Origin of the sequence: Microvirga vignae, assembly GCF_001017175.1 — a bacterium.
GTDB classification, from domain to species: domain Bacteria; phylum Pseudomonadota; class Alphaproteobacteria; order Rhizobiales; family Beijerinckiaceae; genus Microvirga; species Microvirga vignae.
Genome location: NZ_LCYG01000020.1, coordinates 239,557 through 255,846, shown reverse-complemented (window position 1 = coordinate 255,846; position 16,290 = coordinate 239,557). Strand labels below are relative to the sequence as shown.

Here is a 16,290-nt window from a genome sequence, read left to right as displayed (position 1 = left end):
GAGCCGGACTGCTCCTCGCGCCCCCTCGATCAATGCCGCACCTCGGAAGGCTCGCCAGCCCCGAGGACACAGGCGCTTGCTGTCGGTCGGGACAACCATCACCAAAGTTCCCAGGCAGGATACGGATGAATGAGAGTGACCGGCCCTCTGGAGAGTTGCGCCCAAGGCGCTATGGTTCAATCGACACCAACCTCGATTCGATCATGCCCGCAAAAACCGCCCCCTCTCTGAAGTCTGTCGACGAACTGACGCCTCGCGAAGCCCGTGCCGAGCACGAGGCACTTGGGCGCGAAATCGCGGAACACGACCAGCGCTATTACGAGGAAGACGCGCCCACCATCTCGGATGCGGAATACGATGCCCTGCGCAAGCGCTACGAGGCGCTGGAGGGGCTGTTTCCCGAACTCAAGACCTCAGAGAGCCTGACACAGAAAGTCGGTGCCAAGGCTTCCGAAAAATTCGCCAAGATCCGACATCGCATGCCGATGCTCTCACTTGCGAATGCTTTTGCCGATGAGGAGGTGAAGGAATTCGTCGAGCGGATCCGCCGCTTCCTGCAATGGAAGGCCGATAAGCCCCTGGTCTTCACGGCAGAACCGAAGATCGATGGGCTTTCCTTGAGCATCCGTTACGAGAAGGGAAAACTCGTTACCGCAGCAACACGCGGTGATGGTGCTGAAGGCGAGGACGTGACGGCGAATGCCCGCACGGTTGACGACATCCCGCATGTGCTGAAAGGCTCGAACCCACCCGACGTATTCGAGGTGCGCGGCGAGGTCTATCTCTCGCACAAGGATTTCGCGGCCATCAACGAACGGCAGGAGGCCGCGGGTAAGCCGGTCTTCGCCAATCCGCGCAATGCGGCGGCCGGCAGCCTGCGCCAGCTCGATCCAAAGATCACGGCATCGCGTCCCTTGTGCTTCTTCGCCTATGCCTGGGGCGAGGTGAGCGCCATGCCGGCGGATACGCAGCACGGCATGATGGACGTGCTGAAGCATTTCGGCTTCAAGGTGAATCCGCTCACGCGCCGCTGCTCCAGCGTTGCGGAGATGCTCGAGCATTACCACGCCATCGAGACCGATCGCGCCAATCTCGGTTACGACATCGATGGCGTCGTCTACAAGGTCGACGATCTCAATCTTCAGCAACGCCTCGGCTTCGTCTCCCGCTCGCCGCGCTGGGCCCTGGCGCACAAGTTCCCCGCGCAGAAAGCGGTGACGGTGCTGGAAGGCATCGAGATCAATGTGGGCCGCACGGGCTCGCTTAACCCGATTGCACGCTTGCGCCCGGTCACGGTGGGCGGTGTCGTGGTGTCGAACGCGACGCTGCACAATGAGGATTACATCAAAGGCATCGGCGGCAACGGCGAGAAGATCCGCGATGGTGTCGATATCCGCATCGGCGATACGGTCATCATCCACCGCGCTGGCGACGTGATCCCGAAGGTTCTCGACGTGGTGCTGGAGAAGCGTCCTGCCGGCGCGAAGCCTTACGAGTTTCCGACTCAGTGCCCCGCCTGTGGCAGCCATGCGGTGCGCGAGGTCAATCCGCGCACCGGCAAGGAAGATGCGGTGCGCCGCTGCACGGGCGGCCTCATCTGCCCGGCGCAGGCACGCGAACGCCTGAAGCATTTCGTGTCGCGCAATGCCTTCGACATCGAAGGAATGGGCGAGCAACGCATCGATGAGTTCTACGAAGAAGGCTTGGTGCAGCGCCCGCAGGATATCTTCACGCTTGCTGAGCGCAATGCGCGGAGCCTCAAGCGTTTGGAGAACAGGGAAGGATGGGGCGAGACGAGTGTGCGCAACCTGTTCGCGGCTATCGAGGCGCGGCGTTCGATTGCGCTCAACCGCTTCATCTTTGCGCTCGGCATCCCGCATATTGGTGAGACCTCTGCACGGTTGCTCGCTCGCCACTTCGGTAGTTTCGAGGCGCTGCGCGAAGCGGCCAAGGCTGCCGCCGACCCGGAATCGGAAGCTCACGCGGAGCTGACGGCTATTGGCGGCATCGGCCCGGTGGTGGCGGAGGCTGTCGTCGAGTTCTTTAAAGAAGAGCACAATGAAGAGATGCTCGATGCGCTGCTGGCGCAGGTGAATGTCGAGTCGATGGAGGCACCCGCCAGAGTCAACTCGCCCGTGGCCGGGAAGACGGTGGTCTTCACCGGCTCTCTTGAGCAGATGACCCGAGAGGAGGCCAAGGCTATGGCCGAACGTCTTGGGGCCAAGGTGGCTGGCTCCGTTTCGAAGAAGACGGACATCGTCGTGGCAGGCCCGGGCGCCGGTTCGAAGCTCGCCAAAGCGGCCGAGCTCGGCGTTCAGGTCATGGACGAGGACGGCTGGTTCGCGCTGGTCGGGCGCGCGTGAGACTCTTGTGCAAGACGGATCCGCCCTGATGTGGCATCATAACGTCCATGACGGAGATGACCCCCGAGGTTTCGTTCGAGCCTGCCCTCAAGGCCGCAGGCGACGTAACGCATTTCTGGCGAGTGCCACGTTATCGTGGCCTCGGCTGCCTGCGCGCGACCTTCCGGCGGCATGCTTACGCCCGTCACACTCACGACACCTATGCCATTGCGGTGATCCTGGCCGGTTGCGAGACCTTCTTCCACCGGGGCGAACAGCATTATGCGGGACCGGGTAGCATGGCCGTGGTCTGCCCGGATGAGATCCACGACGGTGAGCCTTATGGCAGAGGCTTCGTGTATCGCACGTGCTATCCGTCGCAGGAGCTGATGCAGGAGATCGCAGAGGATGTGGCCGGCCGGCCGCTGTCGCGCCCGCCCTGGTTCTCGCGCTCGGTCATTCCCGATCCTGAGCTGGCGATCAAACTCGCACAGCTCCTTCACTGCCTGCACCAGGACCCATCCCGCACGTCGGAGCTTGAGCAGGACACGCGTCTCATCAGTTTCCTGACGCAGCTCATCGCACGCTGGGCCGATCTGGAAGGGCTGCCCCCTGTCCGCTACGGTTCACAGGGGATTATGCGGGTGCGGGAATATCTGGACGCACATTTGGCGGAAGAGGCCGATCTCGCCGATCTCGCGACTATGGCGGGCCTGTCGCGCAGTCATTTCATTCGCGCTTTTGCCAAGGAAACGGGGCTTACGCCCCATGCCTATCTGATTGACCGGCGCTTTCGTGCGGCAAGCCGGCTTCTCGGCCAGGATCGGGCACCCGGCGATGTGGCGGCGGCCTGCGGCTTTTTCGATCAGAGCCATCTGAATCGCATCTTCAAGGCGCGCATGGGCGTCACGCCCGGTGCTTATCGCGTCGCTTGAAATCGCACTTTCATCCAAGACCGTTCGTCCTTTCTGGCCCATAAGACGGGAAAAGGGCATGCCCATGGATCAGACCAACCCATTCCCCACCACGTCACCTTACGCGCGCGAATTCCGTGCAGGATTGCGCGACATTGCGCCTGTTGCTGTCGCTGCGGTTCCTATCGGCCTTCTCTTTGGTGCCGTGGCTGCCGCCAAGGGATTATCTGCGCTGGAAGTCGCGCTCATGTCCGCATTCGTCTATGGGGGTGGCGCGCAGTTCGCGGCTATCGAAGCCTGGGCACACCCCGCACCGATTGCAGCGCTCGCGTTCGCGACGCTTCTCATCAATGCGCGTCATGTGCTGATGGGGGCTTCGCTCGGGCCGAAGATGCATCTCGAAGGCATCCAACGGTTCATGGCCTTCTTCTTCCTGACGGATGAGGCCTGGGCGCTCTCCGAGAGGCGTGCGCTGGAGCGGCCCGTGACGGGTGCTTACTGGGCCGCCATGGCTCTCGTGCTGTGGGGGAACTGGACCCTTTCGACGACATTGGGAGCCGTGCTCGGTTCCTTCATGGGTGATCCTGCACGCATCGGTGCGGACTTCGCCTTCACGGCGCTCTTCATCGGCCTCATTGCAGGCTTTGGGCGGAGCCGCGTGACCCTGGTGACTGTTGGCACCAGCGCTGCAGTGGCCGCGCTCGTGCACCATTTCATCGGAGCGCCCTGGCATGTCGCCTCGGGAGCGCTCGCCGGTATCGCTGCTGCCTATCTCGCCGCCTCCGAGGAGCCGCGCTCATGAGCCTCGACATGACAACTCTTCTCGCCATCGTCGCCATGGCCGTAGTGACCTATATCACGCGCATCGGAGGACTCTTCGTGGCAGATCGCCTCGTGCTCACGGGACGCGCCAAGGCGGCGTTCGATGCCATCCCGCCCGCCGTGCTCGTCTCGGTGATTGCGCCGACGGCGTTGACGACAGGATGGGCGGAGGCCATTGCCGCCGCCGTCACCGCTGTCGTCGCCTTCCGATTGCCGCTGCTCGCGACAATCGCCATCGGCGTTGTCTCCGTCGTGGTGCTGCGCAACCTGATCTAGCCGATCATGCGGGTGGCATCCTCGAGCCATGCGCGCGTCTCGGCATCGAGATGCGGCCCGATCTTTTCGCGCACCTTCGCGTGATAGTCGTTGAGCCATTCAATCTCATCCGCCCTCATGATCGCGGGCTCGACAAGGCGCAGATCGATGGGCGTGAAGGTGAGTGTCTCGAAGCCCAGCATCTCGCGATCGCCGCCGGGAATGGTGCGCGGCTCCACGAGGATCAGGTTCTCGATGCGGATGCCGTAATCACCCTGTTTGTAGAAGCCAGGCTCGTTGGAAAGCATCATGCCCGCTTCGAGCGGCGTTGTGCCGGTCTTGGCGATGCGCTGCGGGCCTTCATGCACGGAGAGATAGCTGCCGATACCGTGGCCCGTGCCATGATCGAAATCGAGACCGGCTTCCCAAAGAGGCTTGCGGGCAAACGCATCGATCTGCGCGCCCGTCGTGCCTTTCGGAAACACCGCGCGAGCGATGGCGATATGGCCCTGGAGAACGCGGGTGAAGCGATCCTTCATCTCGGGCGTAGGCTCACCCACGATGATCGTGCGCGTGATATCCGTTGTGCCATCTTCATACTGCGCACCAGAATCGATGAGGAAGATCTGATTGCTCTCGATCCTCCGGTTGCTCGAAGCCGTGACGCGATAATGGGGCAGGGCGGCATTGGGGCCAGCGCCCGAAATGCTCGGGAATGAAATGTTCTTCAACGCGCCGGTCTCGATGCGGAATGCCTCCAAGGCTTCGACGGCATCGATCTCGGTAAGTTGTCCCTTCGGTGCCTCACCATCGAGCCAGCCGAGGAAACGAGCCACTGCTACACCATCGCGTAGATGGGCTGCATGCGAGCCCGCGATCTCGGCCTTGTTCTTCACCGCTTTCATCAACGCGATAGGGTCCGCGCCCACATCCACCGTGCCGCCGGCCGCTTCGATGCGGCGGATCAGAGCGACGGCACCGGTGGCGGAATCCACACGCACCTTGCCGCCCTTCTGACCCAGCGCATCAAGCGCGCTCTGGAAGGAGCTGATGGGGGCAAACTCGGCGAGATCGCCGACAGCAGCTCCGGCTTCGTTGGTGATCTTGACCGGGTCGAAGAAAAGGCTCGCGCGGCCCTCCCGCGGCAACACCGCATAGCCAAGGGGCAGGGGCGTATGGCCAACGTCGCCGCCTCTCAGGTTGAAGGCCCAGGCGAGATTGTGTGGGTCAGAGACCACGAGCGCATCGAGCTTGGCTTCAGCCATCTTCTCGCGGATGCGCTCCAGCTTCGACTCGGCGGTCTCGCCGGCATAGTCAAGCGGATGTGGCCGCACGAGTGCCTGAGGCGGGGCAGGACGGTCGATCCAGATCACATCGACCAGATTGATGTCGATGGGAGCGAGCCTGCCGTCTGCTTTCGCTACGGCCTTCTCCAAGCGCTTCAGGCCATCGCTCGTGTGAAGCCAGGGATCATAGGCAAGGGTCCCGCCTTCCGGCAAATTCGCGGCAATCCAGTCCTCGACCGACATCTCGGCAAGTTGCACAGGCGTGATCACGGAAGTGTCTACCTGCTCGGCGGCTTGGACCGTGTAGCGCCCATCGACCACGAGGGCCGCCGTGTCCTTCAGGATCACGGCGGTGCCGGCGGAACCCGTGAAACCCGTCAGCCAAGCCAAGCGTTCGGCGCTCTTCGGCACATACTCACCCTGGTGCTCGTCGGCCCGGGGCACGATGAACCCGTCGAAGCCGCGTCGGCTCAATTCGGCCCGTAGCTTTGCGATATGGGCGGGACCCTGCGAAGGGGAGGTCGTATCGTCAAAGAACTGAAATTGAGCCATCCGAGAAGCACCGGAACAGAAATGGGAAAGGCAGCACGCTATGCCGGAGGAAGGAGCCCCGCAACCGCTATGCTGTCCTTAAGACCTGCATATGCAACAGGCAATCTGCCCGTCCAGTATGCGCTGGACGCCTAAGCATTAATATTTTCTGATTGTGCGCTGCAAAATACGCATGGCTCACATGCAATCCCCCAACTACAACTAAAGTCGTGCATGGCTTATGTATAGCGTAACAACAACAGAGGAACGCTGAACTGAAGGGTCTCAACACCAACCTGTTGGAAATGAGCCCATGAACACAGCCGTTTTGTCGTCCGTCTATGCCGGTCAGGTCCGGACTCCGTCCACGTTTTCATTGATCGTCAAGACCATGATGAGCGCTCTTGCCGAGAGCCGTGCCCGGAGCGCAGCGCGTGAGCTGCGCCGTCACGAAACTCTCATGGCCGATCTCGGCCGCAGACAGGATCATTCCGCGGATTTCTTGATCCAAAGCAATGATTTGCCGTTCAAGATCTGAGACAAGAATTACGTACGAAAGAGAAGAGAAAAGCCATGTTGATCGTCGTCGCTATGAAAGTCATCCGCGAGATTATTGCCGACACCTTCAAGCTCCGCCGCGAGTTGATGAAGCGTTATCCCGGCCTCATCACCGAGTAAGTCCTTAACGGTTATTGGCGGGGTTGCGGACGCGCGTTGCCCCGCTTCAATACAAGAGCGGCCCAGCCTTCAAGATCGTAACGGCGCTGGAGATACCAGCCCTGATGCGCGTAAGAAGACAGCACTCCCGGAACGTCATGGGCCAGAAGCCCTGAGAGAATGAGAGTTCCGTCATTGCTCGCCACCCGCGCCAGCGAGGGCGCCAGCATTCGCAGGGGTTTTGCGAGGATGTTGGCGAAGACGAGGTCAAAATAGCCCGGCCGGTTCGCTTCCGCATTGCGCGTGCCAGGGCCGACATAGAGCTTCATCCACGGTCCGATGCCGTTGAGACGCGCGTTCTCCTTCGCCACCCGCACTGCTTCCGGATCGATATCGCCCGCAATCACAGGCCGCTTCAGGACCTTGGCTGCAGCAAAGGCCAGGATGCCCGTGCCGGTGCCCACGTCGAGCACATGGCGCGGCGTACGAATCTTCAGCTCATCCACGAAAGCCTTGAGACACCCGAGCGTCGTGCCGTGATGGCCCGTGCCAAAGGCCAAGCCTGCCTCGATTTCGATGGCGATGTCGTTGCTCCGGCGTTGCTCCCGATCATGGGAGCCGTGAACCAGAATGCGGCCGGCCCGCACTGGCTTGAGGCCTTCGAGAGAAGTCCTGACCCAATCCTTCTGCTCCAAGGGCAGGAACACGCCCTTGTCGGCTTCCTCGCCCACGATGGGGCGCACGAGGTCGCGGATGGCAGTCTCGTTCGGCTCATGGGCGAAATAGGCCTCGAGCAGCCAGGGGCCGTCCTCCACCGTCTCGAAAGCGGCAACGGCCGTCTCGGCGGGATCGAAGATCTCTCCGATCAGATCCGTCATGGCGCGCGCGGAGCGCTCGTCCGTGGTGATGCGGAAGACGTGGGTAGGGCGATTGGGGTGCAGACCTTCAAGCATGGACGCTGCTCTAGCACCCTGCGGGTTATGCCTCAAGCGATCACGATCGGGGTCTTTCGCCGGAACCCTCAGGAGCAGCGCCCGTTTTGCAAGCGCTAAGCCTGTTCCCGTAATGCTCGAAGCGTTGCAGTGCGCCCGCAGGAGATCCCCATGTCCGGTCGTCTTTTCGATAAGGTTGCCATCGTCACCGGTGCTGGCACCGGCATCGGCGAAGCCATTGCCCTGAAATTCGCCCGGGAAGGTGCACGCCTTCTTCTTGTCGGCCTGCCCGATGATCCTGTCGAGGATGTGGCGCGGCTTATCAACGGGGCAGGGGGCTTTGCCGAAGTATACCTTGGCGATATCGCCGAGGAATATCACGCCCAAGCTGCGGTGGAAGCCTGCGTGAGCGCTTACGGGCGCATCGATATCCTCATCAATAATGCAGGCGTGTTCTTGGCTGTCGCCGAAACGCAGGATTATCCCATCGACAAGTTTGATGAGACGCTCCGCTCGAATGTGCGCTCCGTCTTTCTCATGACGAAGTTTTCACTGCCGCATTTGCAGGAGACCTACGGCAATATTGTCTCCACGGGTTCGGAGGCCGGCATGGTCGGACATCCGAAGAACGCGATCTATGGCGGCACGAAGGCGTTCATCCATTCCTTCATGCAAGGCATCGCGGCTGAGCAGGCTGCTTATGGCGTGCGTGCGAATTGCGTTTGCCCTGGTCCCATCGATACCGCTTGGACCCATAAATCCACGGGGCCGATGGATGCGGAACTTGCCACAATGATCACGCAGGCCACGCCCATGGGCCGTCGTGGCACGCCGGAAGAGGTTGCGAACGTGTTCTGCTTCCTTGCGTCTGACGAAGCGAGTTTCGTCACCGGCGCGCTCTACACAGTGGATGGCGGCATCACGATCGGCAAAGGACCCGTCGGCATGAAGGCATCCTCGCATTTCAAGAAGCAGCCGAAGAGCACATTGCCTACGCGTCATTCGCATGACGGACTGAAGAACAAGGATTACGAGACGCTCACCTGATTGATTTGATGCCGGTTCCTACGCCGGCATCAGCTCCTTGGCCTTTTCGAGGATCTTGAGACGCTCAGGCTCGATGGATTGGTAATGGCGCTGGAGATCCGTGATGTAATCGCGCACGATGGGCGCGGCATCGCGTTTGCGGGCGAGTTGCATATGGAACACGAGCTGGCTGCCCGTGGTGAACATCGTCTCTGCGCTGATGAGATAGAACTCGAACATCCGGCAGAAACGCTCGTCATACATGGCGGCGATCTTTTCCCGATTGGCTTCGAAACGCTTGTGCCAGTGGTTCAAAGTCTTGGCATAGTGAAGACGCAGGAACTCGAGATCCGTCACCCACAGGCTGTTCTGCTCCGTGACAGGGAAGACCTCGGACAGGGCAGGCGAGTAAGCGCCAGGGAAAATGTATTTGCGCAGCCAAGGGCTTGCGGTTCCGGGTGGGCTCATCTTGCCGATGGAATGCAGCACCATGAGCCCGTCATCGTTGAGGAGTGCGTTGATCTTGGCAAAAAACTCGCCGTAATGATGCACGCCCACGTGCTCGAACATGCCTACCGACACGATGCGGTCGAAACGTTCGTCGACCTTGCGGTAATCGAGCAGCTCAAAGTGTACGCGGTGTGACAGGCCCGCGCGCCGCGCTTTCTCATTCGAGAGTTCGTATTGCTCCTTGGAGAGCGTCACACCCGTGACATCCACATCCTCCATGGCGGCGAGATAGAGCGCGAGATCGCCCCAGCCGCTGCCGATGTCCAGGATTCTCAGGCCAGGCTTGAGTTGCAGCTTCGCTGCGATGAGGCGCAGCTTGTTCTGCTGGGCTTCTTCCAGAGTGTCATCATCATTGATGAAATAAGCGCAGGAATACTGCATCCCCTTGTCGAGGAAGAGCCTGTAGAAGTCATTGCCGAGATCGTAGTGATGCGCCACATTCTGCTGTGCCTTGCCGACGGGGTTTGCCTGCTGGAAACGCTTTACGGTCCGTGAGATGCGCTTCAGAACGTTCTGCAAGGGGTAGTTCGCCAGCGTCGAGCGGTTCTGGGAGAAGAGGTTCAGGAAGTCCCGCAAGGTCGAGCCTTCTTCGAAACTCATGCGCCCATCCATATAGGCCTCGCCTGCATGTAACTCCGGATTGAGGAAGAGCTTGTGATAGAGCGAGCGGTCCGTCAGCCGCATGGTCACGTTCAGGCCCGGCTTCTCCCCGCCGAAGACATGCACTTTGCCTTCGGCATCGATGACTTTTAACGTGCCGGTGCGCACGAAGGACTTCAGCATATGTGAGAGAGGAAACATCAGAGGCCTTCCCGATGAGCATCAGCTGGGCCAGGATGGTTCCACACTTCAAGGAGCTTGGCTAGAGGGTAAGAAATTCAGAAAGGATCTAAAGTAGAGGTTACTTGGATTCATTGGGGAACAACGGCGGTAAGCCCTGGTTGGAAGGCTGACTCTTGCAAGGCCAGAAGGGTCAATTCACTAAACTTAACCAGGAGCAAGCCGATGTTCTTCCGTCAGCGGCAGTTGGCATACCATGCCAAGCCCGAGAGACCTGATCCGCTTTTCGCCAAGATGTTGCAGGAGCCTCTTGGCGGCCAGTGGGGCGAGATCAGCGTCATGATGACGTACCTGTTCCAAGGCTGGAACTGTCGCGGTCCGCAGAAGTACAAGGACATGATCATGGATATCGGGACCGAGGAGATCGGTCACGTGGAAATGCTCGCCACCATGATCGCGCGCCTGCTCGAAACCTCGCCGATCGAACAGCAGGAAGACATGGCGAAGAACTCCATCGTCGGAGCCGTGATGGGCGGTGCGCGCGTAGAGGATGCCATTGTCGCGGGCATGAACCCGCAGCATATGATCGTGGCCGGTCTCGGTGCACGTCCATCGGACAGCATCGGCAATCCCTGGACATCGGCCTACACAATCGCGAGCGGCAATCTGCTCGCTGACTTCCGCTTCAACGTGACGGCGGAAAGCCAGGGCAGACTGCAGGTGAGCAGGCTCTACAACATGACGAATGACACGGGTGTGCGCGACATGCTGTCCTTTCTTATTGCGCGCGACACAATGCACCAGAACCAATGGCTCGCTGCCATCAGGGAACTGGAGGAAGACGGGCTGGAGATGACGCCGGTGCCTTCGAACTTCCCGCAAAATCTAGAGAAGAGTGAAGTCGCCTATCAATTCCTCAATCACTCGGAAGGTGTGGAAAGCCAGCAGGGTCGCTGGGCCAACGGTCCCTCGCCGGATGGCAAAGGCCAGTTCACTTACGTAGATCGTCCTCCTGCCTACACGGAAGACGAGGGCCAACTCAATCCGGTCGATCCGCGTGTCTACGGCACGCCGCCTACGCCTGTACCGCCCACCGCTGCGGAGTGATTGTCAAAATAGTCTCCGTCATGCCCGGGTTTGACCCGGGCAGCCATGCCTATCTGGCTTAGCGGTTCTAAGACGCAGATGGCCGCAACGAGTGCGGCCATGACGATCACTATTTGAAAAAACGCTAACCCAACGCTTCGACGAAACTGTCGAGCACCATCTTGCGCCCGGCCTTGTCGAACTCGACGGTCAGCTTGTTGCCGTCCACCGCCTCAATGGTGCCAGGGCCGAATTTCGAATGCAGCACGCGCCCGCCGACAGTAAAGCCTGAGCTGCCGGTCGATTTTGCCACCAGCTCGCCTTCGATCATCATCGGGCCTCGCCTGTCGCGGGAGCGGCGGGCTGAAGAGCCGCCGTCCTCCGTGCTCGCGCGATGCGCCTGTGCACGCTGCCAGCCGGGCGTCTGGTAGGACGAGCCGCTAAAAGGCTGCATGCGATCGAAGCGCGAGCCGCCGCCGTATCCGCCACCATAGGAGAAGTTCGCGGGTGCTTCCACGATCTCGACATTCGCTTCCGGCAGATCGTCGACGAAGCGACTCGGCACGGTCGAGTTCCACAGGCCGTGAATGCGACGGTTGGAGGCAAAATAAATCTTCGCACGCCGTTTGGCACGGGTGATGCCCACATGGGCAAGGCGGCGTTCTTCTTCCAATCCTGCACGGCCGCTCTCATCAAGTGCGCGCTGATTGGGGAAGAGGCCTTCCTCCCAACCGGGCAGGAACACCGTGTCGAACTCCAGACCCTTCGCGGCGTGAAGCGTCATCAGGCTCACGCGCTCTGAGGTGTCGCTTTCGTTCGCTTCCATCACGAGCGAGACGTGTTCCAAGAAGCTCTGCAGATCCGGGAATTCCTCCATGGAGCGCACAAGCTCCTTCAGGTTCTCTAGACGGCCTGCGGCATCAGCGGATTTTTCCTTCTGCCACATGTCGGTATAGCCGGATTCTTCCAGCACGATCTGCGCCACTTCGGATTGCGACATGGTCTCGGAGAGCTTCGACCAGCGACCGAAGGAGATCAGAAGATCGCGCAACGTCGCACGCGGCTTTGGTTTCAGCTCGTCGGTCTCGACGATGAAGCGTGCGGCCTCCATCATCGGCACGCGCGCGGCGCGGGCATGATTGTGCAGCACCTGGATCGTCGCATCGCCAAGGCCGCGCTTGGGCACATTGACGATACGCTCGAAAGCGAGATCGTCGGCGGGCTGGTTCACGACGCGCAAATAGGCCAGTGCATCGCGGATTTCCGCGCGCTCGTAGAAGCGCGGGCCGCCGATGACGCGATAGGGTACGCCGAGCTGCACGAGACGATCTTCGATCTCGCGCATCTGCGCCGAGATGCGCACGAGAATGGCGATTTCCGAGAGCGGATGCTTCTTGGCGTGCAGCGCTTCGATCTCCTCGCCGATGAGGCGGGCCTCGTCCTCCGAGTCCCAGGCGCCGGTGATCGTCACCTTCTCGCCAAGCTCATCTTCGGTGCGCAGCGTCTTGCCGAGACGGCCCTGGTTCTTGGCGATCAGCACGGAGGCCGCAGAGAGGATGTGGCCGGTAGAGCGATAGTTGCGCTCGAGCCGGATCACGATTGCGCCCGGAAAATCGTGCTCGAAGCGCAGGATGTTGTCGACCTCAGCACCACGCCAGCCATAGATCGACTGGTCGTCGTCGCCCACGCAGCACAGGTTCTTGCGCTTCTGTGCGAGCAGTCGCAGCCAAAGATATTGCGCGACATTGGTGTCCTGGTATTCGTCCACGAGCATGTAGCGGAAGCGGTCCTGGTACTGCTCGAGAATGTCCGGGTGCTCACGCCATAGGCGCAGGCATTCGAGCAGCAGGTCGCCGAAATCCACGGCGTTGAGAACCTTCAGGCGCTCCTGATAGGCGCGGTAGAGCCGTCCGCCCTTGCCGTTGGCGAAGGCTCCGGCTTCTCCGGCAGCCACCTGATCGGGACCAAGGCCGCGGTTCTTCCAAGCATCGATCAGGCCGGCGAGCTGGCGGGCAGGCCAGCGCTTCTCGTCGATGCCTTCCGCCTCGATCACCTGCTTCATCAGGCGCAGCTGGTCGTCCGTACCTAGGATCGTGAAGTCCGAACGCAGGCCTACGAGCTCTGCGTGGCGGCGCAGGATCTTGGTGCCGATGGAATGGAAGGTGCCGAGCCACTGCATGCCCTCGGCCACTTCGCCGATGGCGCGGCCGATGCGCTCGCGCATCTCGCGGGCGGCCTTGTTGGTGAAGGTTACGGCGAGGATCTGCGACGGCCAGGCTCTACCGGTGGCGATCAGATGGGCGATGCGGGTGGTGAGCACGCGGGTCTTGCCGGTGCCCGCGCCGGCGAGCACAAGGACGGGGCCTTCGGTTGCCTCCACTGCGGCGCGCTGCTCGGGGTTCAGACCACTCAGATAGGCGAGTTGGGGCGCAACCGCGGCACGGGCACGGGCGCTCAGGGAACCGGAGGACGGCTGGTGCGCAAGATCGTCCTGGGAATTGGGGCTGTTATCAGGCTGATTCATCGGCGCGACCATGGATCAAAAGGCGAACGGCGTCGAGCCCGTAAATGCCGCCACCCTGCGGCAGGGCAGCTGGAGGCTCGGCGGCGTTGTCGGAAAAGGCTTTCATCACCATATGGGGAGAGAAGGTTCCGAAAGGAATGTCCCCATGCGTTTCCTCGTCGCGGCATTGATTGGCTTCAGTTTTGCTCTGCCTCTGCCGGTTAAGGCTCAAACGGAGCGCCTTCCGCTCAAGAGCCGGTCCGAACGTCGGGTGGAGGAGCTCAATCGCGATATGCAGCAGGAGCGGCGTATCCAATCCCTGGAGCAGGATTTTCGCCTCAAGAACGGGCAGATCAGGCAGGACATCGAGCGGCAGAGGATATTCTCCAGTCCGCCGATCACCTCCCCTTATCGTTGTTCTCCCGGCGCGGTCCGTTGCTAGTGCCGGGTGCCGGAAGCGAGCAGGGCCTCGGGCTTGTCGGGCTGGTCCGGAATGCCGATGATGCGGCCGGAGGCCTCGGGCTTAGCCAAACGGGCATGGGCCGCTCTCATCACCGCGAGATTGGCAGCGATATCCTCGGGGAAAGGAGAGACCTTACGGGTTTCCATGTCCACGTGGAGGGACAGGCCTTCCATGGAGGCGGCTACCCAACCCTCCGCGGCATGGCGGATTTCCATGTAGTAGTGCATGCGCTTCTCGTCGTAATCGACGAGTTGAAGGGTCACACGCACTTGGTCGCGCAACGTCAGTTCACGTTTGTAGAGAGTGTGGATCTCGGCGGTGAAGAAGGAGGCCTTGCGCTCCTCCACGTACTCTTGGCCAAGGCCGAGAAGGCTAAAGCCCTCATCGAGGGCGCGGTCGAACAGCACATGGTAATAGGCCATGTTCATATGGCCATTGTAGTCGATCCAGGCCGCTTCGACCCGCATCGTGGACGACACGAAGGGGGTGAAGAAGAACACCGGAGTCCTCTTCTCCATGGTCAGTTCTTTCCCGCGATGTCGGTCACGAGCATCTCTCTCTATTAGTCAGGGCGGGAATGTTAGCACATATCCGCCAGCCATGCATGGGCTAATTGGCCCATTTGCGGCCTAGCGTCTTGCGTTCAGGAAGGTTTTGGTAGGTATGGATAAAGAGACCCCGTAATTGGAACGCAAACTCAAGATGAACGCCATTCTCTCACCTAGCCGTCCTAAGGCTTCCGAAGCCGCCATTTCTGACTTGGTGGCAGAACTCTCTAACCGCTTCGGCGAAAGGGTGGTGACCTCTGCGGCCGTACGCGAGCAGCACGGCCATACGCTGACTTGGGTGAAAAATCAGCCGCCGGATATCGTGGTCTATGCCCGTACGACGGAGGAGGTCTCCGAAATCGTCAAGCTCTGCGCGGCCAAGGGCGTCCCGGTTATTCCCTTCGGCACGGGCACCTCGCTCGAGGGCCACGTCAACGCGCCCGATGGCGGCGTCTGCATTGATTTGAGTCTGATGAAGCGGATCATCGCCGTCCATGAGGAAGATCTGGACTGCGTAATCGAGGCAGGCGTGACCCGAAAGGAGCTCAACGAACACCTGCGCGACAAAGGCCTGTTTTTCCCTATCGATCCGGGGGCGGATGCCTCCATCGGCGGCATGGTCTCCACGCGAGCCTCCGGCACCAATGCCGTCCGCTACGGCACAATGAAGGACGTGGTGCTCTCGCTGACCGTCGTGCTGCCGAATGGCGAGATCGTGAAGACCGCGAGCCGCGCGAAGAAAAGCTCGGCAGGCTATGATCTCACCCGGCTGATGATCGGCTCCGAGGGCACGCTCGGTGTCATCACCGAGATCACCCTGAAGCTGCAGGGCATTCCGGAGGCGATCTCGGCGGGCATCTGTCCCTTCCCGACAGTCAAGGCTGCTTGCGATGCGGTGATCATGACGATCCAGTCCGGCATCCCAGTGGCACGCATCGAGCTGCTCGACGAGGTCCAAGTGAGGGCGGTGAATCTTCACTCGAAGCTCTCCCTGCCGGAGAGCCCCTTGCTCTTGCTTGAATTCCACGGCACCGACGCCAGCGTGCAGGAACAGGCCGAGCGCTTCGGCGAGATCGCGGCGGAGTTCACTGACCAGCCCTTCGAATGGGCCACGAAGCCTGAAGAGCGCTCGCGCCTCTGGCAAGCCCGGCACGATGCCTATTGGGCAGCCCGAGGTCTGCGCCCAGGCGCGCAATCGGTGGCGACCGACGTCTGCGTGCCGATCTCACGCCTTGCCGAATGTGTGGATGAGACGAAGAAGGATATCCTGGAAAGCGGCATGATCGCTCCCATTGTGGGTCATGTGGGCGACGGCAACTTCCACGTTCAACCGCTTGTGAACACGGATGACCCTGCGGAAGTCGCCGCCTGCGAGGCCTTCGTGGATCGGCTCGTGAAGCGGGCCGTTGCCATGGAAGGTACCTGTACCGGCGAGCACGGAGTTGGACAGAAAAAGATGAAATATCTGGAGATTGAGCATGGAGAAGCCGCGCTCGACCTCATGCGCGTCTTGAAACGGGCGATAGACCCGCACAACATCATGAATCCGGGTAAGATCGTTGCACTTTGATGGTGGAAGGAGCACCCGGGGCGCTCCCGATCCCATGATCTATGGGCTAAGAGATAGGGTGAAAC

14 protein-coding genes are annotated in these 16,290 nt (G+C 60.8%); 9 read left to right on the top strand and 5 right to left on the bottom strand.

What is annotated here, in order from left to right:
• The first annotated feature begins 203 nt into the window (after nucleotides 1–203).
• The 4 genes from ligA to AA309_RS09390 all read left to right on the top strand — a co-directional run bounded on the left by ligA (nucleotide 204) and on the right by AA309_RS09390 (nucleotide 4,354).
• The gene (gene ligA / locus AA309_RS09405; RefSeq protein WP_047188765.1) at nucleotides 204–2,363 is read left to right on the top strand and encodes an NAD-dependent DNA ligase LigA; all 2,160 of its coding nucleotides are present in this window, start codon (nucleotides 204–206) and stop codon (nucleotides 2,361–2,363) included.
• Nucleotides 2,364–2,410: 47 nt separating this feature from the next.
• Complete coding sequence (locus AA309_RS09400; protein ID WP_047188719.1) at nucleotides 2,411–3,277, top strand: AraC family transcriptional regulator; 867 nt, start codon at nucleotides 2,411–2,413, stop codon at nucleotides 3,275–3,277.
• Nucleotides 3,278–3,341: 64 nt separating this feature from the next.
• Complete coding sequence (locus tag AA309_RS09395; RefSeq protein WP_047188764.1) at nucleotides 3,342–4,058, top strand: AzlC family ABC transporter permease; 717 nt, start codon at nucleotides 3,342–3,344, stop codon at nucleotides 4,056–4,058.
• Nucleotides 4,055–4,354, top strand: coding sequence for an AzlD family protein (locus AA309_RS09390; RefSeq protein WP_047188718.1), 300 nt, complete (start codon nucleotides 4,055–4,057; stop codon nucleotides 4,352–4,354). Before AA309_RS09395 ends, AA309_RS09390 begins: the two co-directional genes overlap by 4 nt.
• On the opposite strand, the gene AA309_RS09385 is transcribed toward AA309_RS09390, so the two are convergent.
• Nucleotides 4,351–6,171: an aminopeptidase P family protein gene (locus AA309_RS09385; RefSeq protein ID WP_047188717.1), complete on the bottom strand. Its 1,821-nt coding sequence runs from the start codon at nucleotides 6,169–6,171 to the stop codon at nucleotides 4,351–4,353. The two genes, AA309_RS09390 and AA309_RS09385, sit on opposite strands and share 4 nt — an antisense overlap.
• A gap of 292 nt (nucleotides 6,172–6,463) precedes the next feature.
• On the opposite strand from AA309_RS09385, the gene AA309_RS09380 reads away from it, so the two are divergent.
• Entirely contained in the window at nucleotides 6,464–6,688 is a 225-nt protein-coding gene (locus tag AA309_RS09380) for a hypothetical protein (RefSeq protein ID WP_047188716.1), read from the top strand.
• A 151-nt stretch (nucleotides 6,689–6,839) separates the two neighbouring features.
• Here the strand turns inward: AA309_RS09380 and AA309_RS09375 are convergent, their stop codons facing one another.
• Nucleotides 6,840–7,760, bottom strand: coding sequence for a 50S ribosomal protein L11 methyltransferase (locus AA309_RS09375; protein WP_047188715.1), 921 nt, complete (start codon nucleotides 7,758–7,760; stop codon nucleotides 6,840–6,842).
• A 150-nt stretch (nucleotides 7,761–7,910) separates the two neighbouring features.
• Here AA309_RS09375 and AA309_RS09370 point away from each other — a divergent pair, with 150 nt between their 5' ends.
• On the top strand, nucleotides 7,911–8,786 hold the full coding sequence (locus AA309_RS09370) for an SDR family NAD(P)-dependent oxidoreductase (RefSeq protein WP_047188714.1): 876 nt from the start codon (nucleotides 7,911–7,913) through the stop codon (nucleotides 8,784–8,786).
• An 18-nt stretch (nucleotides 8,787–8,804) separates the two neighbouring features.
• Here the strand turns inward: AA309_RS09370 and AA309_RS09365 are convergent, their stop codons facing one another.
• The gene (locus AA309_RS09365; RefSeq protein ID WP_047188713.1) at nucleotides 8,805–10,076 is read right to left on the bottom strand and encodes an SAM-dependent methyltransferase; all 1,272 of its coding nucleotides are present in this window, start codon (nucleotides 10,074–10,076) and stop codon (nucleotides 8,805–8,807) included.
• 204 nt (nucleotides 10,077–10,280) lie between these two features.
• On the opposite strand from AA309_RS09365, the gene AA309_RS09360 reads away from it, so the two are divergent.
• Nucleotides 10,281–11,162: a manganese catalase gene (locus tag AA309_RS09360; RefSeq protein ID WP_047188712.1), complete on the top strand. Its 882-nt coding sequence runs from the start codon at nucleotides 10,281–10,283 to the stop codon at nucleotides 11,160–11,162.
• Between the two features lie 124 nt (nucleotides 11,163–11,286).
• Here the strand turns inward: AA309_RS09360 and AA309_RS09355 are convergent, their stop codons facing one another.
• Nucleotides 11,287–13,665: an ATP-dependent helicase gene (locus AA309_RS09355; RefSeq protein ID WP_047188763.1), complete on the bottom strand. Its 2,379-nt coding sequence runs from the start codon at nucleotides 13,663–13,665 to the stop codon at nucleotides 11,287–11,289.
• Nucleotides 13,666–13,810: 145 nt separating this feature from the next.
• Between AA309_RS09355 and AA309_RS09350 the strand changes: the two genes are divergently transcribed.
• Nucleotides 13,811–14,086, top strand: a complete 276-nt coding sequence (locus AA309_RS09350; RefSeq protein ID WP_150117461.1) for a hypothetical protein — start codon at nucleotides 13,811–13,813, stop codon at nucleotides 14,084–14,086.
• Here the strand turns inward: AA309_RS09350 and AA309_RS09345 are convergent.
• Nucleotides 14,083–14,625 carry a thioesterase family protein gene (locus AA309_RS09345; RefSeq protein WP_047188710.1) on the bottom strand — a complete coding sequence of 181 codons (543 nt, stop codon included), beginning with the start codon at nucleotides 14,623–14,625 and terminating at the stop codon, nucleotides 14,083–14,085. The two genes, AA309_RS09350 and AA309_RS09345, sit on opposite strands and share 4 nt — an antisense overlap.
• 184 nt (nucleotides 14,626–14,809) lie before the next feature.
• On the opposite strand from AA309_RS09345, the gene AA309_RS09340 reads away from it, so the two are divergent.
• On the top strand, nucleotides 14,810–16,225 hold the full coding sequence (locus tag AA309_RS09340; protein ID WP_047188762.1) for an FAD-binding oxidoreductase: 1,416 nt from the start codon (nucleotides 14,810–14,812) through the stop codon (nucleotides 16,223–16,225).
• Nucleotides 16,226–16,290: the final 65 nt, after the last annotated feature.